Here is a 23,261-nt window from a genome sequence, read left to right as displayed (position 1 = left end):
GTACCACCACCACGGAGAGAACGAGATGACCTTGCAGCAGCTCTACCTGGTGCTGCTGACGGGCGGCGGCGTGCTGCTCGCCAGCATCGCCGCCGCCCGGATGGCCAGCCGGCTCGGGCTGCCCAGTCTGCTGCTCTTCCTCGCCGTCGGCATCGTCCTCGGCGAGGACGTGATCGGCCTGGACTTCGACAACGCGCAGCTCGCCCAGGCCCTGGGCACCTCGGCGCTGGCGGTGATCCTCGTCGAGGGCGGACTGAGCACGCGGTGGACGGACGTACGCCGGCTCCTCGCCCCCGCGGGCGTCCTGGCCACCGCCGGGGTGGCGCTCTCCGTCGCCGTCACCGCCACGGGCGCGCACTACCTGCTCGGCGTGGACTGGCACCTGGCCCTGCTGCTCGGCGCGATCGTCTCCTCCACCGACGCCGCCGCCGTCTTCGCGGTCCTGCGCGCCCTGCCGCTGCCGCAGAAGGTCACCGGGCTGCTGGAGGCGGAGTCCGGCTTCAACGACGCCCCGACCATCATCCTCGTCCTCGTCTTCAGCGCCGCCACCACCGACCTGCCCAGCCCCACCGCCATCGCCGGGAACGTGCTCTACCAACTGGCCGTCGGCGGCGCGCTCGGCCTGCTCACCGGACGCCTCGGCGTCGCGGCGCTGCGGCACACGGCGCTGCCCGCCACCGGCCTCTACCCGCTGGCCACCGTCGGCTTCGGCATCGTCGCCTTCGCCGCCGGAGGCGCCGCGGGCGCCAGCGGCATCATCGCCGCCTACCTGTGCGGGCTCGTCCTCGGCAACGCCAAGCTGCCGCACCGGGCCGCCACCCGCTCCTTCGCCGAGGGCGCCGGATGGCTCGCCCAGATCGGGCTGTTCGTCATGCTCGGCCTGCTGGTCACCCCCAGCGAACTGCCGCCCGCGATCCTGCCCGCCGTCGGCGTGGGCCTGATCCTCCTCCTGGTCGCCCGGCCGCTCTCCGTCGCCGCCTGCCTGCTGCCGTTCCGTACGCCGTGGCGCGAGCAGGCCTTCGTCTCCTGGGCGGGGCTGCGCGGGGCCGTACCGATCGTGCTCGCGACGTTCCCGATCGTCGCCGGGGTGGACGGCGCCCGGCACCTGCTCAACATCGTCTTCGTCCTGGTGGTCCTCTTCACCCTGCTCCAGGGGCCCACCCTGCCCACCGTGGCGCGCGCCCTCCGGCTGACCAAGCCGGACGCCCTGCACGACGTCCACGTCGAGACGGCGCCGCTCGACGTCCTGGACGCCGACCTGCTCACCACCACCGTCCCGCCCGGATCCCGGCTCACGGGCGTCGCCGTCTTCGAACTCCGGCTGCCCCACCCCACGGCCGTCACCCTCGTCGTCCGCGACGGCACCGCGCTCGTCCCGCATCCCGGCACGGTGCTGCGCGGCGGGGACGAGCTGCTCCTCATCACCACCCCCGAGCTCAAGGACACCGTCGAACGGCGGCTGCGGGCGGTCGGGCGGCGCGGCAAACTCGCCCACTGGCACGGCGAACGAGGCTCCCCTGAACCGTCTGCCCACTCCGGCTAAGCCGTGTCCGGCGGAGGCTGCTGGGCAGGGGCTGCCCCGCCTGTCCGTCGCAGGCTGCGGGTTATGGGTGGTTGCTCGCGCAGTTCCCCGCGCCCCTTGAGGGCGCTCCCCGGAGCGCCCCGTCAGGGGCGCGGGGAACTGCGCGACAAGCCACGACGACGGCCGCAGCCTGCAACGCACGGCACGGGGCAGCCCCTGCCCAGCGGCGACGGACTAGAGCCCGTCGCCCTCCTGCACGGCGCGCAACCGCTCGCGCAGAGCCTCGGCGCGCGGGCTGCCCATCTCCTCGTGGATCTCCACGATCCGGGCCAGGTCCGCGCGCAGCCGGGACCTGTCGGCGCCGGGGCGGTCGGCGACGCGCACCAGGTCTTCGAGGGCCTCGGCCTCGTACGCGTACCCCTCGCGCTCCCGGAGCGTCTCCGCCGCCTCCCGCAGCGTGGCCACGGCCTCCTCCGTACGGCCGAGAACGTCCAGGACGCGGCCCAGCGCCGCGGTGGCACGGGCCGCCATACGGTGATCGGGGTCCGGCAGCGCGAGCAGGTCCGTACGGGCCTGCCGGAGGGTGGCGAGGGCGAGTTCGGGATCGCCGTTCGCGGACTGGGCGCGGCCGAGGAAGAACGCGGCGATGGCCGCGCCGCGCGGCTCGCCGCCCCGTTCGTTCAGCTCCATGGAGCGCCGGTAGGCGTCGAGGGCGCGGGCGGGGTCGGTCCGGTCCCAGTAACGGCCGGTGAACTCCAGCGTGGAGGCCAGCAGTACCGGGTCGCCCGCCACCTCGGCGCACGCCTGGGCCATGGTGAGTTCGTCGCCCGCCTGCCCGTCCTCGCCGAGGTCGAGGAGCGGGCGGGAGAGGAGGGTGCGCAGCCGGGCCTCGGCGGCCGGGGCGACGGCGGCGTTCGCGTACCGGGCGCCCAGCTCCAGGGACTCCCGCCAGTCGCCCAGGTGCCGGTGGTGCAGGAAGAGCACGGTGAAGCTCTCCGCGAGCTGCCACCCCGGGGTGTGCAGCCGGTGCGGTCCGGCGGCGCGCAGCGTCGCCATGAGGGCGGGACGCTCGGCCTCCAGCCAGTCCAGCGGCCCGGGACCGCCGGGCGCGGCGAACGGGTCGGCGCGCCCGGCGAGCAGCGCGTCCAGGTCCGCGACGCGCAGCCGGTCGGCGCGCACCGCGCGGTCGGCGAACGCGGTGAGGGCCAGGTAGTGCGTCAGCACCCGCCGTACGACCTCGCGTTCGCCGCCCTCCGGCTCCTCCTCCGCCGCGCGCTCGCGCGCATGGGCGCGTACGAGGCCGTGGAACCGGTGGCGGCGGTCCCGCCCGGTCTCCAGCAGGCTCATGTCCTCCAGGACGTCGAGCAGCACTTCGGCAGAGGCGAAGCCGGAGCCGAGCGCGGCGGCGGCCGTGGCGGTGTCGAAGGAGGGGCCCGGGATCCAGCCGAGGAGCCGGTAGCCGTGCGCCAGCTCGGGGGAGAGCCGGCGGTAGGACGTGTCGAGGACCGCGGTCACCGGCGACTGCCCTCCTACGCTGAGTGCGGGGAGCCGCCGTGCCTCGTCGGCGAGTTCGGCGGCGAGCGCGGCCATGGTCAGCCGCGGTTCGTTGACCAGGCGCGCTGCGGCGACGTGCAGGGCGACCGGCAGCCCGGAGCACAGCTCGGTCACGCGCCGCGCCGCCCCGGGCTCCGCCTCGACCCGCTCCGCGCGGCACCGGTCGGCCAGCAGGAGCAGCGCCGCCTCCGTGGTGAGGGGGTCCAGGGGGAGCGGCCGGGCGCCGTCGAGGGCGAGTTCGCCGAGCTTCGAGGTGCTCGTGGCGAGCACGGCGCTCCCCGGCCCCTCCGGGATCAGCGCCCGTACCTGCGCGGGCGAGGTCACGTCGTCCAGCACGAGCAGCACCCGGAGCTGGGCTGTCCGGCTGCGGAAGAGCGCGGTGCGCTCCTCCAGGGACGGCGGCAGGAGGGTCTCGTCCACGCCGAGCGCGCGCAGGCAGTGGCCGACGGCGTCGGTCACGTCGGCACCGATCCCGTGACCGGTGCCCGAGCCGTCGCGCGGGGCCGCGAAGTCGACGTAGAGCCGCCCGCCGGGGAAGCGCTCGCGCACCGTGTGCGCCCAGTGCCGGGCCAGCGCGGACTTCCCGACGCCGGGCGGCCCGGCCAGCAGCCGGACGTCCACGTGCGGGGAGCCGCCCGCCGAGCGCTCCAGGTCGTCGAGCTCCGCCGCGCGGTTGATGAAGCGGGTACGCAGGGCCGGGACTTGTGAGGGCGGGCCCTCCGGGCGCAGGGCGGGCGGCACGGCGTACGAGATCGCGGCGGGGCCGGCCGCCGCTACCGGGGCCGGGGCCGGGGCCGGTGTCGGCTCGTCCTCGTCGCCCCACTCGCGCAGCAGCGCGACCAGCTCACGCGCGGTCTCGGACTCCTCCCGCAGCGCACGGCGCAGCCTGCGCCGCAGGCGGTCGGCGGCGTCCTCCCGCGCATACGGGTCCTCGCTCTGGAGCGCGGCGGTCAACTCCTCCAACGCCGCGCGGAGTTCCTCGTCGGCCTCGCTCGCCGTCCCGTCCCCGCGACGGCCGAACACGCGGGTGAGCAGGGTCCGCGTCCGTGTCCACGCCTCCGTGACCGCGAGTCCGACCAATGTGCTCGTCGCGCCAGATGCGGCGACCGCCGCGACCTCGACTGCCACCAAGCGCCCCTTCACCTACCGGGTGTGTGGGGGACCACCGTAGTGCGGGCGAGGAGGAGTGTGTAGAGGGCCACTTGGGGGACGCGCAGGTCAGAACGGGAACGGGCGCAGCCGTACGGTGCCGTCGAGGCCGCCCCCGACGCGGACCGCCACCGCGCCGCCGTCGGGCGTGTCACCGGCCCGCAGCCGGAAGTGGACGACGGCTGCGGCCAGCCCGGGGTCCGGCACCCCGGCCGTCCGTACGGCCCGGCCGTCGCGGAGGGCCACCAGGCACTCCCCGCCGTCCCCGTCGTCCCCGTCGGCGAGCGCGGTCGCCGCCAGCAGCGCGCCGGGCCACCGGGCGAGCGTGTCGCGGGCCCAGCGGTGGGCCGCCGCCGTGGTCGGCGCGGGGGAGGAGCCCACCAGGACCGAGGCGCTCTCGATCAGGCGCCGGTCGCGCTCCTCGTCGGGGCGGGCCGCGAGATGCGCGAAGCAGCCGTCGTCCTCGTCCAGCCCCTCGGAGACGGCGGCGGGGACACGGCGCACGCGTACGGCCGACGCGCCGTCATCCCCGGTACGGGCTCGCGTGGTGACCACCCACGAGGCGACGACGGCCCCGGCCGTGGCGTCCGGGGGCGTCAGGCTCAGCGGGGACGGCGGCGTGGCGGGCGGCGGCTCCAGCCGGAGCAGCTCGTAGACGGCCGTACGCAGCCGGGCCAGGGCCGTGCCCGGCGCGTCGAAGGCGCGGGCGGCGGCGGGCGCGTACCGCCCGGGTTCGCCCTCGTGGGTCCGCAGGACGTCCGCGAGCTGCGGCAGCGCCTCGCGCTCCGGGTCGAAGCGCGGGGCGAGCCGCGCCAGCGCGGCGCCCGCGGTGCCGGGGACCGCGTCCTGCCCGTACGCGGCCAGCGCCAGGGGCTTGCCCAGCGCGGCGCCGTAGAGCGTGACCGAGCCGTGGTCGCCGACGACGGCGTCGGCGGCGACGAGCGCGGGACGCCAGTCGTGGACCGGGGGGACGAGCACGAGACCGGCGTCCAGGGCCCGGGCCTGGAGCGTACGCAGGTGCCAGGCGCCGTGCGCCGACCACACGTTGGGGTGCAGCACGAGCGCGACCCGGTACGCGTCCCAGGGCAGCCCGGCCAGCAGCCGCGCGGGCAGGTCCGGGTGGCGGCCGATGAGGGAGGTCGGCCCCCACGTCGAACTCACCATGACCAGGCGCTGCCCCTCCCCGACGCCCAGCGCGCGCCGGTAGTGCCCGCGCCGGTGCGCGCTGACGAGCAGCTCGTCGAGACAGGGGTCGCCCACGAGCAGCGTGCGCCCGGCCGTCTTCGGGTGCGCGGCCAGCAGCTGCCGCTCCTGCTCCGGATGCGATACGGCCGTCCACGCGCGGCCCGTCGCGAGGAGCGCGTCGTGCGCGACGCCCGACAGCCTGCTGCGCGCGGAGCGCGAGTCCGGCACGTACTTCTGGAAGCCGATCCCGTGCGGGAGCACGAGCACCGGGCAGTCACCGTCCGGCACCTCGATGTTCTCGCTCGCGCTGAGGATGAGATCGGGGGTGATCCGGGACAGCTGCTCCCAGGGCATGACCCGGCAGCCCGCGTCATGGAGCAGGTCGAGCGAGCCGTCGCTGAAGGCGGAGGTCGGGTCGTGCGCGAAGACGACCGTGACGCGCGGGTCGCCGCGCAGCACGGCGGGCAGCGACTCCAGGACCCGGATGGTGGAGGTGAGGGTGCGCGTCGCGACGACGAGCGTCCGCTCGCCGGGGAAGGTGCTCCAACGGTGCGCGTCGTCCCCGACCGGAACGCGCAGGAACGGGATGTCAGCGGACCGCGCGGCCACCCCGAACCCCTTCGCGCTCAGCGCAGCTTGCGGAGCCTGCGCGGCTCGCGGCTCGCGGCTCGCGGCTCGCGGCTCGCGGCTCGCGGCTCGCGGCTCGCGGCTATCGTGCGGCTATTGCATTTCAAGCCGAACTGCAACCCCTCCGGTCCCGGCACATGATCTGCAGCATTCTAGGGCGGCCCTCCGGGGGCGCGGTGGAGAGCGACCATGGCGGCGTCGTCGCCCAGGCTGCCGCCGCTGTACGCGAGCAGATCGTGCTTGAGCCGCCGCACCAGCACCTCGGGATCGTCGCCCGCCCAGTCGGCGGCCCGTTCGGCCAGCGGGTAGAACGTGCCCGTCTCGTCGCGTGCCTCGATGACGCCGTCGGTGTAGAGGAGGAGCCGGTCGTCCGGCTCCAGCGCGAAGGTGTCGGCCCGGTAGCCGGAGCCGGCGAACTCGCCCAGGCCCAGCGGCGGCTCCGTGTGCGTGGGCAGGAGGGGGACGACCCGGCGGCCGCGGAGCAGCAGCGGCGGAGGGTGGCCGCAGCTGACGACGCGGACCTCGGGCGCGTCGTCCGGGATCTCCACGACGGCGGCGGTGACGAAGTCCTCCCCTACGTCCCCCACGTCCCCCACGTCGCTTCCGTCATCCGGGCCGTCCCCGGCCACGGCGTCCTCCGCGAGTCCCCGTCCCACGCTCTGCTCCAGGTACCGGGTGAGCGCGGAGAGGTCGGTGTGCCGGTGCGCGGCCTCCCGGAAGGCGCCGAGCAGCAGCGCGGCGTCGCTGATCGCGCCGAGCCCCTTGCCCCGTACGTCGCCGATGAGCACCCGGGTCCGCCCCTCGGTACGGGACGCGGCGAACAGGTCGCCCCCGACCTGCGCCTCCGCCTCGGCGGCCAGATAGACGGCCGCGACGCGCAGCGGCCCCAGGCGCGGCGGCAGCGGCCGCAGCAGCACGCGCTGCACGGCCTCCGAGACGGACCGCACCTGGGTCATCTCCCGCTCCTGCCGCTCGCGCAGCAGCGCGAAGAGCGCGACGACCACGGTGACGATGATGATCGCGAGGACCTGTATCTCGTGGTTGAGGGTCAGCCAGCCGCGCCGGGCCACTCCGAGCCCGAGCTGCGTCGCCGCGGCGACGGCCCCCATCGAGGCGATCAGCCATGGCCCGCCGAACGCCGCGGTGACGGCCGGAGCCGCGACGAGCAGCGGCCCGAGATGCACCTCGGGCGGCGCCAGGACGTCGATCACCGCCACCACAGCGATCAGACCCAGCGGCAGCCCCAGCAGTACCGGACGTGGCAGCCATGCCCGCCCGGCCCCGCCGGGACGCTCTTGTCGACCCACCGTCCCTGTATAGCCCGAGCCCCGCCCGGTTCCCGGCGACCCACGCCGCCCGGGCGCGCCACGTACCGCGAACGCACCGGCCGGGGGCGGGGACGTGGCCATCGAGCCCGATGCGGCGGCAGGCCGCCTCCGGATGGCTCGGAGGCGGCCGCCGTACGGCCCGGGACGCGGAACCCCCTCGCACGGCCCAGGCCACCCCCGCCCCTTCCTTGTCCGAGGTCGCGGAGGAAGAGGAACGCCGAAGGCCGCTCGCCCGTCACGGAAGGAACGGGCCCTGGCGCCGGGGGTCGTCTGCACGCGCCCACACCGCGCACACCGTGCACGGTGGACGCCGCTCGCCAGGGTCAGGGGCGAACCGTCCCCCGCAGCGTATTCCCGCCCGCATCCCTCGGCAACGGCGCCGCGACCCGCGCCGACTCGATCCCGTACGCCCCGAATCACCCTCGGAGGGTGAGGCCCGCCGTCGTCGGCCGGAGTGATTCTGGCGGTGCGGTGCGGTGCGGGGTGACGAGGGGCGGGCGGACGATGGCCGACAGCAGGGCCGAACGGATAGCGGAGTTCATCGGGCCGCTCAGGGTCGAGCCGGGCACGAAGGTGAATCTCGCGGAGGACTTCGATCCCGGCTACAAGGCGGGCATCCGGCGGAAGCGCGACGGCGTCGAACTGCTGCGCAGCGGCGTCGAGCTGCTCGCCGACTACCAGCGGCGGCTCGCGGCGCAGGAGACCTACGGGGTGGTCGTGTGCCTCCAGGCGCTGGACGCCGGTGGCAAGGACGGCACGATCCGGCACGTGATGAGCGGAGTCAATCCGCAGGGTGTGCGGGTGACCTCGTTCAAGGCGCCGTCGGCAGAGGAGCTCGACCACGACTTCCTGTGGCGTTACGCCCGCAGCCTGCCCCGGCGCGGGGAGATCGGGATCTTCAACCGCTCGCACTACGAAGAGGTCCTGGTGGTGCGGGTGCACCCGGAGCACCTCGTACGGCAGCGGCTGCCGGGGGCGGCGCGCGGCCCGGACGTGTGGGAGCGGCGCTACCGCGCGATCAACGACTGGGAGCGCTATCTGAACGACAACGGCTTCAAGCTCGTGAAGCTGTTCCTGAACCTCTCGAAGGAGGAACAGCGGACCCGTTTCCTCCGGCGCATCGACATTCCCGAGCGGAACTGGAAGTTCTCGGCGGCGGACGTCCGCGAGCGTGCCCGGTGGGACGACTACCAGGAGGCGTTCTCGCAGATGCTCTCCGCCACCAGCACGAAGTGGGCTCCCTGGTACGTCGTTCCGGCCGACCACAAGTGGTTCGCGCGGATCTGCGCCGGTGCGGTGCTGGCGCACACGTTCATCGGGCTCGACCCGCAGTACCCGCACGTCAGCGACCGGACCCGGAAGGAACTGGCCGAGGTCAAGCGGGACCTGGAACGTGAGGCGCCCGAGGGCGCCGCGGCCGATCCGTACGAGGCAGCCGCCGGTACGGCCGCGAAACCCCGCAAGAAGAAGAGCAAGCACCCTGGCGGACAGCGCTAGCGAAGGGGCGTGCCATGACCGCGCAGACAGATGTCCCGGGCGGGCGCGCCGACCACGGCCGGGAGTGGTACGGGCTCGCGGCGGAGGACGTCGCCGCCGCGCTCGACGTGGACCAGGCCGTGGGCCTGACCTCGGCGCGGGCGGCGGAGCTGCTGCGGACGCACGGTCCGAACGCGCTTCCGGAGGAGAAGCCGCTGCCGCCCTGGCGCCGCTATCTCGCCCAGTACCGCAGCTACATGCAGCTCGTCCTGGTGGGCGCCGCCGTGGTGTCCCTGGTGATCGAGGAGTGGACCACCGGCGTCCTGCTGCTCGTACTGACGGTGATCAACGCGGTCGTGGGGATGCGTCAGGAGGGCAAGGCGGAGAGCGCCATGAACGCGCTCAAGTCGATGCTGAACGCGACCGCGCGGGTGCGCAGGGACGGTGCGGAGGCCGAGATTCCGGCGGAGGAGGTCGTCGTCGGCGACGTCGTGCTCCTCACGGCCGGGGACGAGGTCGCGGCCGACGGCCGGATCGTGGCGGCCAGCGCCCTGCAGATCGACGAGTCGGCGCTGACGGGCGAGAGCGTGCCCGCCGCCAAGGAGTCGGGGCCGCTCTCCGGCGACGGGCTGGGGCCCGGGGACCGTACGAACATGGCGTTCATGAACACCCCCGTCACCCACGGCAGCGGGACGGTGCTCGTCACGGCCACGGGGGCCGGTACGGAGCTCGGCCGGATCTCCGGGATGCTCTCGGCGACGCCGCGCGAGTCCTCGCCGCTGACGCGGGAGCTGGACCGGCTCACGCTGTGGATCACGGGCGCGGCCGGACTGACGATGATCGTGATGTTCGTGCTGGGGCGCAGCCACGGGGACGCGTGGGACGCGCTGTTCGTGGCCGCCGTCTCCCTGGCGATCGCCGCCATTCCGGAGGCCCTGCCGACGGTGACGCAGACGATCCTCTCCATCGGCGGGATCGACCTGGCACGGCGCGAGGCGATCATCAAGGACCTGCCGTCGGTGGAGTCGCTGGGCTTCACCTCGGCGATCAACTCCGACAAGACCGGCACGCTCACCATGAACCAGGTGACCGTCGTGGAGGTGGTCGACCCGGGCGACCGCTACACGGTCTCCGGCACCGGGTACAGCCTGGAGGGCAAGGTCCACCACGCCGTCGGCAGCTCGCCCGCCATAGAGGACGCGATCCTGCCGTACCTGGTCGCCAACGACGCCGGGCTCGTACGGGGCGAGGTGGTCGGCGATCCCACCGAGGGCGCCCTGCTGGTCCTCGGCCACAAGGCCGGACTGGACGTCGACGCCACCAGGGAGCGGTTCCCCCGGCTGGCCACGCTGCCGTTCGACCCCTCGTACAAGCTGATGGCCACCTTCAACTCCGCGACGGACGCGGCGGGCCGCCCCGTGGTGCGGTGCTTCGTGAAGGGCGCGGCGCCCGCCGTGCTGGCCCGGGCCGCCACCGCGTCGGCGCAGGGTGCGTCGGTGCCGTGGGACGCGGAGGCGGAGAGGCGGGCGCAGGAGCACATCGCGCGTATGGGAGGCGAGGGCCTGCGGGTGATGGCCGCGGCGCGGTGCGACCTCGACCCGGCGGTGTTCGATCCGGCGGCGTTCGACCCGGCGGGGGATCTGCTCGGCCATGTCACCGGGCTGGAGATGACGAGCCTGGTCGGGATGGTCGACCCGCCCCGGGAGCAGTCGCGGGGCGCGGTGGCCGACGCGCAGGCGGCGCACATCCGGGTGCGGATGGTGACCGGCGACGACCTCGTCACGGGCGCCGCCATCGCACGGCAGCTCGGCATCGAGGGGGAGGCCGTCCTCGGCGCGGACTTCGCGGCGCTGCCGGAGAGCGAACGGCTGGCCAGGATCGACGACATCGGCGTCGTCGGCCGGGTCGCGCCCGAGCACAAGGTGCTGCTCGCCGACACCCTGAAGCAGAAGGGCCACGTGGTCGCCATGACGGGCGACGGCGTCAACGACGCACCGGCCATCAAGGCGGCGGACATCGGCATCGCCATGGGGTCGGGGACGGAGGTCGCCAAGAACGCCGGGCGCATGGTGCTGGCCGACGACAACTTCGCCACGATCGTCTTCGCCGTCGAGCAGGGCCGCAAGATCTACGACAACCTCACCAAGTACATCCGCTTCGTCCTCGTGCTCCTCGTCGTCTTCGTGCTGACGTTCCTCGGCGCCTCCCTCTTCAACATCGCCTCCGGTGAGCCCTTCACCCCGGCGCAGGTGCTGTGGATCCACTTCTTCGTCAACGCGGCCTTCGGCTTCGCGCTCGGCTTCGACCTGCAGAGCCCGGGGCTCATGGAGCGCAGGCCGCGTCCGCGTGGCGAGCCGGTGCTGACGCGCGGCGTGATGATCACGGTCGGCCTCTCCGGGCTGGCGATCACGATCGGCCTGCTCTCCATGATCAAGCTCGGCGAGTCGCACTTCGACAGTGCCAAGGTCGGCCAGTCGATGGCGTTCACGTCCTTCGCCCTCTGCCTGGTCGTCGCCGCGCTGGAGTGCCGGAGCGAGACGGGCACCGTCCTGACCACCGCCAGCTTCGACAGCAAGCAGATGAACCGGGCGATCCTCGTGGAGCTCGCGCTCGCCGTGCTGGTCACGCAGATGGACGTCTTCCAGCGCCTGCTGGACACGACCGCGCTCGAACTGCGGGAGTTCGCCTGGACGTTGATCCCGCCGCTCGCGCTGCTCGTGCTCTGGGAGTCCGGCAAGTTCCTCGCCCGGCGAGTTTCCGGGACGGAAAATCAAGTCTTGCCGTAACGGAAAGCGGGCCGTACTGTTTCCGTCATGGAAACCAACGGGGGAATCCGTCCCACTCCGCAGCAGGCCCGCGCGGCCCTGGACGAGGTGCGGCACGTCCAGGCGACGACCGCGGCCCTCTCCGCGACGCCCTGGCCGCGCTGGTTCACCGCCACGCTCACGGTCTACATCGCCGCGATCCCGCCGGTCTACGGGGGCGTGGTCGCGAGCCCCGAGTGGCTGCTGCCGTCCGGCGCCTGGCTCGTGATCATGCTGATCCTCACCGTGGGGTTCCTGGCGCTCTTCGCGGTCGCGGGGGCCAACTGGCGCAGGAAGACGGGCGTGGCCCTGCGCATGGACGTCCTGCCCCGGCGCGCCGTGCTGGCCCTCATGACCGGACTGCCCGCCCTGCTGGTCGGCGCGGTCCTGGTCTTCCGCCTCACCGCGCAGCCCGCGTGGCTCTTCGCCGCCTCCCTCGTCGGCGCCGCCGTCTCGCTCGCCGCGCACCGCACCTTCGTACGGCTGCACCGGAAGGGCGCATGAGAGCCGACGAGGGCGGCTTCGACGCCACCATCCACGCCCCGAACCGGCTGCGCATCTGCGCGCTGCTCGACACCGCGGGCGAGGCCGAGTTCGCGGTGGTCCAGCGGCAGCTCGACGTGTCCGCCTCGGTGCTCAGCAAGCATGTGACGGTCCTGATGGAGGCCGGATACGTCGCACAGCGCAAGGCCGTACGGGACACGCGCCAGCGCGTCTGGCTGAGCCTGACCCGCGAGGGACGGCAGGCGTACGGGGCGCACCGGGCGGCGCTGCGGGCGATCGTCGGGGAGTGACGCGAACGGGACGGGCGAGAGGGCTCAGCTCCACCTGTCCATCACGCTGGTGACGTAGGCGTCGAGCCGCTTCTCCACGAACCGGGGCGTCAGTTCGGTCCGCCCCGCCTCCCGCCAGGGCCGCGCCACCAGCCGTACCTCCTCCGAGAACGCCAGCGCGTCCCGCACCTGCCAGTACCGCCGTTCGCCCACGGTCGCGGCCAGCACGCCACCGGCCTCCTCGTACGCCCCGGCGAACCGGTGGCCCCACTCGGGGCCGTGCAGCAGCGCGAGGATGGTGGAGCAGTGCGCCACATCGACATCCGCCGGGCCCCAGGAGGCGCCCGCCCAGTCGACGACACCGCTGATCCGGACCGCGGACCGCACGTCGAACAGCACATTGCCGGGCTGGAAGTCCCGGTGCAGGAACCGCCCTTCGTACGGCGGCGCGGGCTCGCGGATCACCTCGATCGCCGCGCCCCACACCGCCGCGTCCGCACCCTCCGGGACGACGACGGTGTCGGCGGTCGTCAACGCCACGTACGTCAGGGGCCGCTCGGCGGGCCGCACCGCGTGGATCGCCGCGAGCTGCCGGGCCAACAGCGGAACGCGCGCCTCCACCCCCTCGTCGTCGAGGACCGTCCGGCCCTGCAGATGGGTCATCAGGAGCGCCGGATACTCGCAGTGCGCCGCGGCCGGATCCACCGCGACCAGCCCGGGAGCCGGTACGCCGGTCCCCGCGAGCGTGGTCAGGGCCGCGACCTCCCGGCCCAGCCACTCCTCGGCGTTCCGCAGGGAGAACGGGTCCACGAACATCCGCAGCACCAGCTCCCGCGTGCCGCCCTCCCGCGTCCCCACGGTCAGCCTGCGCATCTCCGCGGTCACGCCGCCGTGCAGCGCCTCGACCCCGACGATCCGCTCCCCGTCCTCCAGATGCCGGCCGACCCAGGCCAGTGCCAACGGGCGGACGGCCGCCGCCTCCTCGTGATCAGTCATCGCGCCACCCCATCATCCGGACGACGGCGCACGCCAAGTGTTTGGCCGGGGGCCCGTACGCCCGTACTAGGCTGCGGGCCCCGGCCCCGGCCCGCGGGGCCCGAGGAGAAGTGCGGGGGAAGCCGAATGACGCAGCCCAGTGAGATACAGGCGCATCTGGTCTACATGGTGGACTCCGAGACGGAGGAGCCCTGGTTCCCCATGCCGCTGGGGGAGAAGCACGACGACTGGCGCAAGGAATGGGCCGGGGAGTGCGCCAGGGCGATCCTGCTCACGCACGGGGAGCAGCCGAAGAGGCGGAAGGTGAAGAAGCTGCGGGACTGGCTCGTGGAGTACTCCGCGCTCTTCTCCACCTTCCCCGCGCACTACGCGTACCTCTTCGCGCCCGAGCCCGGAACGCCCCCGCACCAGGCGTTCGCCGTCGTCACCGCGATCGAGGGCGACCGGGAGACGGTGCTCCGCACGGCCGTGCGCGGCAACGCGGACGAGCTGACGCACCCGTTCGCGCCCGAGGTCTTCCCGGGCGGGCGGCTCGGCGAGGGGATCCGCGCCGTGAACCGCTGGCACGACCACGAGGCGGGGCCGATGATCTCCGTCCGGTACGCCTGGCGGGCCGAGGAGTCCGGCGTCGACGTGGTCTTCTACGTCGTCGGCCACGAGGTGGACTTCATCTCCGCGCACCTCGCGGACTTCGACGCGTACGCCCGCACGCTGTTCCTGAAGGAGCTCTGAAGCAGACCTCGGCTCACACCTCCTTGAGGAGGCCCGAGTCGACGACGAACTCCGCTCCGGTGGTGCTGCCCGAGCGCGGGGAGGCCAGCAGGGCGACCGCGTCGGCGATCTCCTGGGGCTCCACGAAGCGTCCGGTGGCGAGGTCCATCATCTCGGGGACGACCCGCTCGATGACCGAGTCGCGGTCCGTGCCCGCCTGCGCGGCGATCCTGTCGGCGACGCCGCCCTCCTCGGTCCACCACTCGGTACGGGTCACGCCCGGCACCACGGCGTTGACCCGGATGCCCTGCGGGGCGAACTCCCCGGAGAGCTGCTTGGTCAGGTTCGCCAGGGCCGCCTTCGCCGCGCCGTAGTCCGCGTTGATCGGCGAGGGCTGGCGGGCGTTGCCCGAGGTGATGTTGACGATCGAGGCGGCGTCGCTCTCGAGCAGGTGCGGGATCGCGGCCCGTACCGCCCGTACGACCGCGAAGAGGTTGAACTCGAACATCCCGCGCCAGTCGTCGAGCGAGGCGTCCAGGAAGGAGCCGCGCGGCAGTTCGACGCCGGGCGGCGGGCCACCGGCGTTGTTCACCAGGATGTCCAGCTGCCCGAACTCGCTCACCGCGCGCTCGATCACGCGCGCCGGGGCGTCCTCGTCCATCAGGTCGACGGGTACGTGCACGAGACCGGGACCGGCGAGCGCGTCCAGGCCCGGGCTGCTCTTGCGGGAGGCCGCCACCACGCGGGCGCCCTCCTCCCGCAGCGTCCTGGTGATGGCCAGGCCCATGCCCTTCGAGGCGCCGGTGACCACGGCGACACGTCCGGAAAGTCGAAGATCCATAGCGGTACTCCTGTGCTTCTCGGTATCGGCTCCGCCCGGCTCCGTTCCGCCCGGCGGGCTCTGCATGACGGAGATCCTGGTCCGTGCGCCGTACGAGGGCTGGCGGGAAACGGTCACGACGTTCTGCCGTTCACCAGCCGATCCCGGCCGCCACCGGCAGGTGGTCGCTGCCGGTGGCGGGCAGCACCCACGAGCTCTCCGGCTCCACGCCCCGGACCAGGATCTGGTCGATCCGCGCCACCGGGAACGTCGCGGGCCAGCTGAAGCCGAAGCCGTCCCCGGCCGCCTCCTGTGCCGGGCGCAGGCGTGCGGTGAGGCCCGCGAACGCGCGGTCGTCCGCTGTGCCGTTGAGGTCGCCGAGGAGCACCACCCGGCGCTCGCGCTCGGCGGCGACGGCCTTGGCGAGCGCCCGCGCGCCACGGTCCCGGTCGTCCGTCGCGAAGCCGGTCCGGGGCAGGACGCGCACGGACCCGAGGTGGGCCACGTACACCGCCAGCGGGCCCTTGTCCGTGGCCACGGTGGTGCGCAGCGCCCGGGTGTCGGCCAGCCTGCGTGCGAGCGGCTTGGTGTCCGCGAGCGGCCCGACGTCCGTCGCCGTGTCGACCGGCCGCGTCCCCGACAGCGGCAGCTTGCTCCACAGGCCGACCGTGCCCCGCACCGCGTGGTGCGGGTAGGCCCTCGCGAGCGCCTTCTCGTACCGCGGCCTCGCCTGCGGGGTGATCTCCTGGAGCGCCAGTACGTCCGCGCCGGAGGCGGTCAGCTCGCGGGCGGCGCGGGCCGGGTCGGGGTTGTCGGCGCCGACGTTGTGGCTGACCACGGTCAGCGCGCTGCCCGCGCCCGCGTGGGACTTGTCGGTCAGCAGCCCGCCGAAGAGGCTCAGCCACACGACGGTCGGCAGCAGCAGCGCCAGCAGCGCGGAGGCGGAGCGGCGCCACAGCGCCCCGGCCAGCAGCGGCGGGACGAACAGGCCGGACCACGGCAGGAAGGTCTCCAGCAGGCTGCCGAGGCCCGCGCGGTCCGTGACGTGCGCGTGCAGCAGCATGAGGAGGCCGAGCGGCAGCGCCGTCGCAGCGAGCACCAGGCCGCGCCGCCAGGGCCCCGGCCGGGGGGAGGGCTCCCGCGCGAGGTCCTCCTCCTCGGTTCGCTCGGTCGCCTCGATCCGCTCAGTCGGCTCGGTCCCCTCAGCCGACTCGGTCCGCTCGATCGTCTGCCCTCGCTCGTCGGCGGTCACTTGCGCATCCTCGGGTCCTGGGTGGGGTCGGCGTACATGTGCGGGCAGCCGTCCTCGGCCGCTTCGGGGCGCAGTTCGTAGTGCCAGGGTTCGTTCCGGTAGACCTGGCAGAGGCCGTACTCGTCGCCGTGTTCGGAGAGCCAGGCCGTCGCGTTGGAGCTGCCGATGTCGACGGCCTGCCCCGACACATGGGGCGAGGTCTTGGCGGTGGCCACCCACCGGGCGGCCTCGGCCTCGGAGCCGTACTTGGAGACGGCCTCGCGAAGAAGCCGGTCCTGGTACTCCGCGGAACGCCAGCCGCTGTTGACGGAGAACGCGAGCACGTCGCCCCCGGCGTCCCGCGCGGCCCGCGCCGCCCGGCGGAGCGCCTCGCGCAGCTCCGGCCTGAGCCTGTCCACCGCCGGGACGCCCTCGTCGAGGACCGTCGTGCCGTCGGGGACGGCGCCGTCGGCCTCGTCCTTCGCACCCGGGGGAGACGAGGAGCCCGGGGGAGAGGAGAAGGAGGGAGGCGAGGAGGACGAGGAATTCCTGGCCTGATAACTGAGGAGCGCGGCGATCGCCGCGAAGACGGCAATCAGGCCGACGAGGAATCGCCGGTGAATCCGGCGGAGAGGGATGCGCGCCGAGCGCGGAGTGTGGTCCATACCGCCAGTGAAGGAAGCGCGGTGTTGCCGGCACGTATGGGGTTTTCGATACGCCGACGATATGTGCCGCCTCGTAGCATCGAGGTCATGCGCGTGCTGATCGTCGAGGACGAGCCCTTTCTGGCGGAAGCGATCCGCGACGGCCTGCGCCTGGAGGCGATCGCGGCCGACATCGCGGGCGACGGCCGTACGGCCCTGGAGATGCTGGGCGTCAACGCCTACGACATCGCCGTCCTCGACCGCGACATCCCCGGCCCGACCGGCGACGAGATCGCCCAGGACATCGTCGCCTCCGGCAGCGGCATGCCGATCCTCATGCTCACCGCGGCCGACCGGCTCGGCGACAAGGTCACCGGATTCGAACTCGGCGTGGACGACTACCTCACGAAACCCTTCGAACTCCAGGAACTCGCGCTCAGGCTCCGGGCCCTCGACCGAAGACGCGCCCACAACAGACCGCCCGTACGGGAGATCGCGGGCCTGCGTTTCGACGCGTTCCGCCGGGAGGTCTACCGGGACGGCCGTTATGTCGCGCTGACCAGAAAGCAATTCGCGGTGCTCGAAGTCCTGATCGCCGCCGAAGGCGGTGTCATCAGCGCCGAGGAACTCCTGGAAAGGGCGTGGGACGCGAACGCCGATCCGTTCACCAACGCCGTACGCATCACCGTCTCGGCGCTCCGCAAACGCCTCGGCGAACCCTGGGTCATCGCCACCGTGCCGGGCGTCGGCTACCGCATCGACACGGCACCCGGCGCAGCCGGACAGGGCGGGGGAGGAGGCGAGCGTGCCTAGAGCACCCGGGCTGAGCGTGCGCCTCAAACTCACCCTCAGCTACGCGGGGTTCGTGATGGTCGCGGGCTGCCTGCTGCTGGCCGCCGTGTGGATGTTCCTCCTGCAGTACGTGCCCGACGACTGGGACCGCCGGACCCTCTACGACAACCCCAATCGCCAGCTCCTCGTGGGCACCTTCGCCCCTGCGGCCGTCTCGGCCATGGTCTTCCTGCTGCTGTTCGGCCTCCTGGGAGGGTGGATCCTCGCCGGCCGTATGCTCGCCCCGCTGACCCGGATCACGGACGCCACCCGCATGGCCACCGGCGGATCGCTCTCCCACCGGATCCGGCTGCCCGGCCGGAAGGACGAGTTCCGCGAACTCGCCGACGCCTTCGACGTGATGCTCGCCCGGCTGGAGGCGCACGTCGCCGAGCAGCGGAGATTCGCCGCCAACGCCTCCCACGAGCTGCGCACCCCCCTGGCGGTCTCGAAGGCGCTGCTCGACGTGGCCCGTACCGACCCCGGCCAGGACACCGGCGAGATCATCGGCCGTCTGCACGCCGTCAACACCCGGGCGATCGACCTCACCGAGGCCCTGCTCCTGCTCAGCCGCGCCGACCAGCGCTCCTTCGTCCCGGAGCCCGTCGACCTCTCCCTCCTGGCGGAAGAGGCCACCGAAACGCTCCTCCCGCTCGCGGAACGGCACGGCGTCACGCTCAGGACCAGCGGCGACGTCGCCCCGACGACCGGCTCGCAGGCGCTCCTGCTGCAGCTGACCACGAACCTCGTGCACAACGCGATCGTCCACAACCTGCCCGACCGGGGCACCGCGTGGGTCCGCACCGAAGCCCGCCCCGAGGTCCGCCCCGGCGCCGTGGTGCTCACCGTCGAGAACACCGGCGAGCGGATCGGCCCGGAGCGGGCCTCGACGCTCACGGAACCGTTCCAGCGCGGCACCGAACGCGTGCACGCCGACCACGCGGGCGTCGGCCTCGGCCTCACGATCGCCCAGACGATCACCCGGGCCCACGACGGCACGCTCACCCTCACCCCACGCCCCGAGGGCGGCCTCCGCGTCACCGTGGAGCTGCCCGCCGGGTGAGGCACCAGTGGCGGATGTGCCAGGGTGGACGTATGGCGTGGAACGGCGAGGAGTATCAGGCGAGGTTCGACAGCATCGCCGCCGAGGGCAAGGACGTGCACGGCGAGGCGACGCTCGTACGTTCGCTGGGGCCGTCCAGCGTCCTGGACGCGGGGTGCGGTACGGGCAGGGTCGCGATCGAGCTGGCGCGGCACGGGATCGACGTGGTGGGGGTGGACGTCGACGACTCGATGCTGGCCACCGCCCGGCGCCTCGCCCCCGGCATCCCCTGGCGCCTGAGCGACCTGGCCGGTCTCGACCTCGGGACGACCTTCGACGTGGTCGTGATGGCGGGCAACGTCCCCCTGTTCACCGCGCCCGGCACGGAGCCCGAGCTGGTCGCCGGGGTCGCCGCGCACGTACGGCCGGGAGGCCACCTGGTCGCGGGCTTCTCCCTGGACCGGGGCTACACGGCGGACGACTACGACGCGCACTGCGCGGCGGCGGGCCTCGCCCCCGAGACGCGGTACGCGACATGGTCCCGCGAGCCCTACGAGGGCGGGGCGTACGCGGTCTCGGTGCACCGCAGGCACGGCTGAGCGCTGGCAGGTTCCCGGCAGCGGGCGGTCACTCGAATTCGAGCACCTCCTGCACCGGACGGCGCGGTGTGGCGGGCGTCTCCGGGCCGTACCCGAGGCGCAGCATCATCTGCACGTAGCCCATGGCGGAGCGCGGGTCGCGGGCGTCCCAGCGCAGCTCGGGCCATTCGAGGGCGTGCGAGTTGAGGGCGGTCGAGAGCCCGTTCAGGGTGGCCACGAGCAGGACCCGCTCCATCGCCTGCCCGGCCAGCAGCCAGTCCAGCGGACGGTCGTAGACCGTACCGAGGAGGGCGATCTGCGGCGTCTGCTCGAACGCCGCCGTCTCCCGGCCCGCCACGGCGCGCCCGCCCGCGAGGTCCCGCACCGGCGCCTTCCCGCCGTGCTTGCGCGGCCCCAGGGCGTGCGCGGGGATCCCGTCCTCTGCCGCACCGGCGGCGTCGTCCACGCGCACCCAGTGCGCGGTCTCCCGGGCGACGACGGGGTTCAGGGTGTCGAGGTCCTCGGCGTCCCGGACGAGTTCCAGCAGGGACTCCACGTGCCACGCGTCGGGGAACGTCAGCCGCCCCTCCTCCGCGAGAGCGGCCTCGCCGAGCGCGTCCCTGACGTCCGCCGGGATTTCCTCGCCGGTGAACGGGGCGCGGCTCGTGTGCCGCCGGTGGACCGCGGGGTACAGCCGGGTGAGGACGCCGTCGGGCGCGACGGGCTCCGCCAGCCGTACGGTCGCGAGCAGCTCCGTGTCCTCGGGGTCGGGCAGCAGCCGCGTGGCCGGGTCCCAGCCCGCGTGGGCCGCGGCGACCCGCAGATTGAACACGGCGGCACCGCAGCCCAGGTGCAGGGCGCGGGTGGTGGGGTCGGCCTTCGGCAGGGCGCGGTCGAGGTCGGAGCGCACCTGGAAGGTGCCGCTGCCGGGGAGGAAGCGGAACTTCCACGGCTGCGCGTTGTGCATGGAGGGAGCGGCCGTGGCGTCTTCCACGAGTGCCGCCACCGTCTCCGCGTCGAGCACCTCTCCTGTCACGGGGCACCTCCCTGAGGGGCCGAGCGCTCCCGTCCAGCGTATGCGGTGCCGGTCCACGCCGCCCGTCGTGGCGTACGCGGTCGCGACCGCCGTCGGGACCGCCGACATGCGTGCCGGACGGGCCCCGTCCATGCTGGGGCTCCGGGCGGCCGGACCGGGCCGCCGATGCTGGAGGTGGCTCGGATGACGGCACCTGGGGCGCAGGGCGAGGACCGGGGCGAGAGCCGTGTGCTGGTGGCGGTGGACGGCTCCGAGGCAGGCGCCGAGGCGGCCGCGCTCGCCGCGCGCGAGGCGCGGCTGCGCGGCGGGGCGCTGCACGTGGTGCACGTACTGGCCTGGCCCCTGATGGCCACCGCCCGCATGCCGCTGCCCCCGCCGGACAGCGCCCTGCACCAGCAGGCGGAACAGATCGTGACGGACGCCGTGCACCGGGCCACGGAGGCCGAGCCGGACGTGGAGGTCACCTGGCAGATCGTCATCGGCCAGCCCCTGAGAGAGCTGGACGTGCTGGCCCAGGAGGCGGACCTGCTCGTGCTCGGCTCCAGCGGCCGGGGCGCCTTCGCCGCCGCCGTGGGCTCCGTCGCCGTGCACATGAGCGCGAGCGCCCCGTGCCCCGTCCTCGTACACCGGGGGCGGGAGGCGCCGGAAGGTCCGGTGCTCCTGGCCGTCGACGGCTCCGAGGACAGCGACGCGGCCGCCGCCTTCGCCTTCGCGGAGGCCGGGCTGCGCGGCGCCCCGCTCGTGGCCCTGCACGTCTCGCCCCCGCGCCCGGGCCCGGCCCCGGCGGGCATGAGCGCCATGGACGCGCTGCTCTTCGAGGACTACCCGCGCGACACGGGCCGGGACGACGCGGACCGGGCGCGGGACCAGGAGGTCGCCGAACTCGCGATCGCCGCCCACCGGAAGACGCACCCGGACGTCCGCGCCTCGGTCCGTACCGAGCGGGCCCACGTACGTCCCGCACTCATCGACGCCAGCGCCGACGCACAACTGCTGGTCCTGGGCGCACGCGGCAGGGGCGGCTTCACCGGACTGCTGCTCGGCTCGGTGAGCCAGGCCCTCCTCCAGCACGCGCAGTGCCCGCTCACGGTCGTACGCCGGGACACGGCCATGACCGCCCGCACGGCGGCCTGACCCGACGTACGTCAGGCGGACGCAGCCCTCCGGGTGGCCAGGGCCGCGAGGGTGGCCAGGAGGAGGCTGATGGCCATCACCGTGGCCATGGGGGCGGGGCTGTGGGTGCCGAAGAGGCCGACCAGGGGGGAGGCGGCCGCGCCGAGGAGGAACTGGCCGCCTCCCAGGAGGGCGGAGGTGGCTCCCGGGGCGGCGCGTCCGCGGCGTTGGGCGAGGGTGACCACGGCGGGGAAGAAGACGCCGAACGCGGTGACGGCCAGCAGCAGGCACAGCCACGTGAGCAGCATCCCGGTGCCGGTGCCGGTGACGGCCTGGACGAGGAGCAGGAGTACGGGGCCCGTCAGGGCCATCGCGCTGCTCGCCACGAGCAGGGTCTCGGTGGACCGGCGGCGGGCGAGGCGGCCGTAGGCGAGGCTGCCCGTCATGTTGCCGAGCGCGTTGACGCCGTAGACGAGGCTGGAGACGGCGGGGGAGAGGTGGTGGATGTCCTGGAAGACGAAGGTCGTCCCGGCGATGTACGCGAAGACCGCCGCGCCGCCGAACGCGAGGGTGAGTACGGGCGCGAGCACCGCACGGTCCGCCGCGACCCGGCCGATCGCCCGCAGGCTCCCGGACAGTCCGCCACCGAGGCGCGCCCGCGGCGGATGCGACTCGGGGATCCAGCGCGCCACGCCCGCCGTCAGCAGCAGGCCGACGAGGGCGAGAGCGGCGAAGGCGGAGCGCCAGGGCAGGAGCAGCAGCAGGGCGCCTCCGGCCAGTGGCGCCAGTACGGGAGCCGCGGCGGTGATGGCGCCCAGGCGGGAGAAGACGGGGGCGAGTTCGCGGTCGTCGAACAGGTCCGTGACGACCGCGCGGGAGACCACGATCCCCGCAGCCCCCGCCGCACCCTGCCCCACCCGCGCTGCATCGAACACCGCGAGCGTGGGGGCCGCCGCGCACGCGAGGGAGAAGAGGGTGAACAGGGCGGTGCCCCACAGCAGGACCGGGCGCCGTCCGACCGCGTCGCTGAGGGGACCCAGTAGGAGCTGCCCGGCGATGATGCCCGCGAGGAAGGCCGTCAGCGAGGTCTGCGCGCCGGACGCGTCCGTGCCCAACGACCGTGCCACGTCCGGAAGTCCGGGTACGTACATGTCCGTGGCCAGCGGGCTGGCCCCGCTCAGCCCGGCCAGCACCAGCAGCAGCCGCCCCCGCGAGCGCGGTGCGCCCTTCTCGGCGCGGGGCGGGTGCGCGGTGCCGCGCGCGTCCGGCCTCAACGGCCTCAACGGCCTCAAGGACCTCAAGGGCCTCGACGGCCTCACAGCGCGGGTGGCGCGCCGTCGCCGGAGGCGCGGGAGTCCTTCGGTGCCTCTCCGTCGACCTCGGCCACGGCGACCTGCTCCAGCAGCCCGGCGGCGATCTGCAGCACCCCGCGCTCGGCCGGGGAGAGCGTCTGCCGCAGCGCCGCCGCCAGCCACGCGTTGCCGTCCCGTACGTGCGCGCGCAGCGCGTCCCGGCCCGCGTCGGTCAGCGTGATGTCCTGCCGGCGCGCGTCCACCTCGCTGCGGGTGCGGCGGATGTGACCTTGCTCCTCCAGGTCGTTGAGCACCCGGGTCAGCGACTGGGTCTGCAGCCCCTCGATCCCGGCGAGTTCCGAGGGGGTGAGCGGGCCGCCGTGGCGCAGGTTCGCCAGCACCGAGGCGGCCAGCCGCGTCAGCGCCCGCCCGCTGCCCGGCTGTTCGGCACGCAGCCGGGACGACAGCCGGGAGACACCCCACCGCAACGACTCCGCCAGCAACAGATCCCGCTCGTCGTACGAGCCCGCAACCTCATCCATGAATGAC

20 protein-coding genes are annotated in these 23,261 nt (G+C 74.0%); 10 read left to right on the top strand and 10 right to left on the bottom strand.

The features are described from left to right. Positions 1–25 precede the first annotated feature (25 nt). Positions 26–1,543, top strand: a complete 1,518-nt coding sequence (locus tag ACGF3A_RS34070; protein WP_393734310.1) for a potassium/proton antiporter — start codon at positions 26–28, stop codon at positions 1,541–1,543. A gap of 213 nt (positions 1,544–1,756) precedes the next feature. On the opposite strand, the gene ACGF3A_RS34065 is transcribed toward ACGF3A_RS34070, so the two are convergent. The 3 genes from ACGF3A_RS34065 to ACGF3A_RS34055 all read right to left on the bottom strand — a co-directional run bounded on the left by ACGF3A_RS34065 (position 1,757) and on the right by ACGF3A_RS34055 (position 7,344). After that, a complete protein-coding gene (locus ACGF3A_RS34065; RefSeq protein WP_393734309.1) occupies positions 1,757–4,204 on the bottom strand; it encodes an NB-ARC domain-containing protein in 2,448 nt (815 codons plus the stop codon). 90 nt (positions 4,205–4,294) lie between these two features. Then, on the bottom strand, positions 4,295–6,019 hold the full coding sequence (locus tag ACGF3A_RS34060) for a hypothetical protein (protein WP_393734308.1): 1,725 nt from the start codon (positions 6,017–6,019) through the stop codon (positions 4,295–4,297). Between the two features lie 170 nt (positions 6,020–6,189). Next, positions 6,190–7,344, bottom strand: coding sequence for a PP2C family protein-serine/threonine phosphatase (locus tag ACGF3A_RS34055; protein WP_393734307.1), 1,155 nt, complete (start codon positions 7,342–7,344; stop codon positions 6,190–6,192). Positions 7,345–7,869: 525 nt separating this feature from the next. On the opposite strand from ACGF3A_RS34055, the gene ACGF3A_RS34050 reads away from it, so the two are divergent. From ACGF3A_RS34050 to ACGF3A_RS34035, 4 genes are read left to right on the top strand one after another with little or no spacing between them, the layout of a single operon-like run. After that, positions 7,870–8,862, top strand: a complete 993-nt coding sequence (locus ACGF3A_RS34050; RefSeq protein WP_393734306.1) for a polyphosphate kinase 2 family protein — start codon at positions 7,870–7,872, stop codon at positions 8,860–8,862. Between the two features lie 14 nt (positions 8,863–8,876). Then, complete coding sequence (locus ACGF3A_RS34045; protein WP_393734305.1) at positions 8,877–11,627, top strand: cation-translocating P-type ATPase; 2,751 nt, start codon at positions 8,877–8,879, stop codon at positions 11,625–11,627. Positions 11,628–11,654: 27 nt separating this feature from the next. After that, positions 11,655–12,149, top strand: a complete 495-nt coding sequence (locus tag ACGF3A_RS34040) for a hypothetical protein (protein ID WP_393734304.1) — start codon at positions 11,655–11,657, stop codon at positions 12,147–12,149. Then, positions 12,146–12,439, top strand: coding sequence for a transcriptional regulator (locus ACGF3A_RS34035; RefSeq protein WP_393734303.1), 294 nt, complete (start codon positions 12,146–12,148; stop codon positions 12,437–12,439). The genes ACGF3A_RS34040 and ACGF3A_RS34035 overlap by 4 nt, the downstream gene beginning before the upstream one ends. A gap of 24 nt (positions 12,440–12,463) precedes the next feature. Here ACGF3A_RS34035 and ACGF3A_RS34030 read toward each other — a convergent pair whose 3' ends face one another. Next, positions 12,464–13,414 carry a phosphotransferase family protein gene (locus ACGF3A_RS34030; protein ID WP_393734302.1) on the bottom strand — a complete coding sequence of 317 codons (951 nt, stop codon included), beginning with the start codon at positions 13,412–13,414 and terminating at the stop codon, positions 12,464–12,466. A gap of 126 nt (positions 13,415–13,540) precedes the next feature. Between ACGF3A_RS34030 and ACGF3A_RS34025 the strand changes: the two genes are divergently transcribed. Further along, positions 13,541–14,146 (top strand): hypothetical protein, encoded by a 606-nt coding sequence (locus tag ACGF3A_RS34025; RefSeq protein WP_393734301.1) that lies wholly within the window; start codon positions 13,541–13,543, stop codon positions 14,144–14,146. Positions 14,147–14,159: 13 nt separating this feature from the next. On the opposite strand, the gene ACGF3A_RS34020 is transcribed toward ACGF3A_RS34025, so the two are convergent. The 3 genes from ACGF3A_RS34020 to ACGF3A_RS34010 all read right to left on the bottom strand — a co-directional run bounded on the left by ACGF3A_RS34020 (position 14,160) and on the right by ACGF3A_RS34010 (position 16,841). Continuing rightward, on the bottom strand, positions 14,160–14,966 hold the full coding sequence (locus ACGF3A_RS34020; RefSeq protein ID WP_393734300.1) for an SDR family NAD(P)-dependent oxidoreductase: 807 nt from the start codon (positions 14,964–14,966) through the stop codon (positions 14,160–14,162). 130 nt (positions 14,967–15,096) lie between these two features. Continuing rightward, the gene (locus ACGF3A_RS34015; protein WP_393734661.1) at positions 15,097–16,125 is read right to left on the bottom strand and encodes an endonuclease/exonuclease/phosphatase family protein; all 1,029 of its coding nucleotides are present in this window, start codon (positions 16,123–16,125) and stop codon (positions 15,097–15,099) included. A 68-nt stretch (positions 16,126–16,193) separates the two neighbouring features. Continuing rightward, positions 16,194–16,841, bottom strand: coding sequence for a D-alanyl-D-alanine carboxypeptidase family protein (locus ACGF3A_RS34010; RefSeq protein WP_393734299.1), 648 nt, complete (start codon positions 16,839–16,841; stop codon positions 16,194–16,196). A gap of 87 nt (positions 16,842–16,928) precedes the next feature. Here ACGF3A_RS34010 and ACGF3A_RS34005 point away from each other — a divergent pair, with 87 nt between their 5' ends. The 3 genes from ACGF3A_RS34005 to ACGF3A_RS33995 are packed head-to-tail and all read left to right on the top strand — an operon-like array spanning position 16,929 to position 19,292. After that, positions 16,929–17,633: a response regulator transcription factor gene (locus ACGF3A_RS34005; protein WP_393734298.1), complete on the top strand. Its 705-nt coding sequence runs from the start codon at positions 16,929–16,931 to the stop codon at positions 17,631–17,633. 10 nt (positions 17,634–17,643) lie between these two features. Then, the gene (locus tag ACGF3A_RS34000; protein ID WP_393734660.1) at positions 17,644–18,714 is read left to right on the top strand and encodes a sensor histidine kinase; all 1,071 of its coding nucleotides are present in this window, start codon (positions 17,644–17,646) and stop codon (positions 18,712–18,714) included. Positions 18,715–18,746: 32 nt separating this feature from the next. Continuing rightward, on the top strand, positions 18,747–19,292 hold the full coding sequence (locus ACGF3A_RS33995; RefSeq protein ID WP_393734297.1) for a class I SAM-dependent DNA methyltransferase: 546 nt from the start codon (positions 18,747–18,749) through the stop codon (positions 19,290–19,292). 28 nt (positions 19,293–19,320) lie between these two features. Here the strand turns inward: ACGF3A_RS33995 and ACGF3A_RS33990 are convergent, their stop codons facing one another. Then, complete coding sequence (locus tag ACGF3A_RS33990) at positions 19,321–20,307, bottom strand: Acg family FMN-binding oxidoreductase (protein ID WP_393734296.1); 987 nt, start codon at positions 20,305–20,307, stop codon at positions 19,321–19,323. 183 nt (positions 20,308–20,490) lie between these two features. Between ACGF3A_RS33990 and ACGF3A_RS33985 the strand changes: the two genes are divergently transcribed. Then, positions 20,491–21,441, top strand: coding sequence for a universal stress protein (locus ACGF3A_RS33985; RefSeq protein WP_393734295.1), 951 nt, complete (start codon positions 20,491–20,493; stop codon positions 21,439–21,441). A gap of 11 nt (positions 21,442–21,452) precedes the next feature. On the opposite strand, the gene ACGF3A_RS33980 is transcribed toward ACGF3A_RS33985, so the two are convergent. Both ACGF3A_RS33980 and ACGF3A_RS33975 read right to left on the bottom strand, forming a co-directional pair. Then, a complete protein-coding gene (locus tag ACGF3A_RS33980) occupies positions 21,453–22,703 on the bottom strand; it encodes a Bcr/CflA family efflux MFS transporter (RefSeq protein ID WP_393734294.1) in 1,251 nt (416 codons plus the stop codon). 32 nt (positions 22,704–22,735) lie between these two features. Continuing rightward, positions 22,736–23,254, bottom strand: a complete 519-nt coding sequence (locus ACGF3A_RS33975; RefSeq protein ID WP_393734293.1) for a MarR family winged helix-turn-helix transcriptional regulator — start codon at positions 23,252–23,254, stop codon at positions 22,736–22,738. Positions 23,255–23,261: the final 7 nt, after the last annotated feature.

Source organism: Streptomyces sp. NPDC048172, assembly GCF_043202595.1.
Taxonomy (GTDB): Bacteria; Actinomycetota; Actinomycetes; order Streptomycetales; family Streptomycetaceae; genus Streptomyces.
This window is presented reverse-complemented; position numbering and strand designations above follow the sequence as displayed.

Coding starts and splice junctions, on each gene's coding strand:
- ACGF3A_RS34070 (WP_393734310.1), top strand. CDS start 26: ATGACCTTGCAGCAGCTCTACCTGGTGCTGCTGACGGGCGGCGGCGTG.
- ACGF3A_RS34050 (WP_393734306.1), top strand. CDS start 7,870: ATGGCCGACAGCAGGGCCGAACGGATAGCGGAGTTCATCGGGCCGCTC.
- ACGF3A_RS34045 (WP_393734305.1), top strand. CDS start 8,877: ATGACCGCGCAGACAGATGTCCCGGGCGGGCGCGCCGACCACGGCCGG.
- ACGF3A_RS34040 (WP_393734304.1), top strand. CDS start 11,655: ATGGAAACCAACGGGGGAATCCGTCCCACTCCGCAGCAGGCCCGCGCG.
- ACGF3A_RS34035 (WP_393734303.1), top strand. CDS start 12,146: ATGAGAGCCGACGAGGGCGGCTTCGACGCCACCATCCACGCCCCGAAC.
- ACGF3A_RS34030 (WP_393734302.1), bottom strand. CDS start 13,414: ATGACTGATCACGAGGAGGCGGCGGCCGTCCGCCCGTTGGCACTGGCC.
- ACGF3A_RS34025 (WP_393734301.1), top strand. CDS start 13,541: ATGACGCAGCCCAGTGAGATACAGGCGCATCTGGTCTACATGGTGGAC.
- ACGF3A_RS34020 (WP_393734300.1), bottom strand. CDS start 14,966: ATGGATCTTCGACTTTCCGGACGTGTCGCCGTGGTCACCGGCGCCTCG.
- ACGF3A_RS34010 (WP_393734299.1), bottom strand. CDS start 16,841: ATGGACCACACTCCGCGCTCGGCGCGCATCCCTCTCCGCCGGATTCAC.
- ACGF3A_RS34005 (WP_393734298.1), top strand. CDS start 16,929: ATGCGCGTGCTGATCGTCGAGGACGAGCCCTTTCTGGCGGAAGCGATC.
- ACGF3A_RS33995 (WP_393734297.1), top strand. CDS start 18,747: ATGGCGTGGAACGGCGAGGAGTATCAGGCGAGGTTCGACAGCATCGCC.
- ACGF3A_RS33985 (WP_393734295.1), top strand. CDS start 20,491: ATGACGGCACCTGGGGCGCAGGGCGAGGACCGGGGCGAGAGCCGTGTG.
- ACGF3A_RS33975 (WP_393734293.1), bottom strand. CDS start 23,254: ATGGATGAGGTTGCGGGCTCGTACGACGAGCGGGATCTGTTGCTGGCG.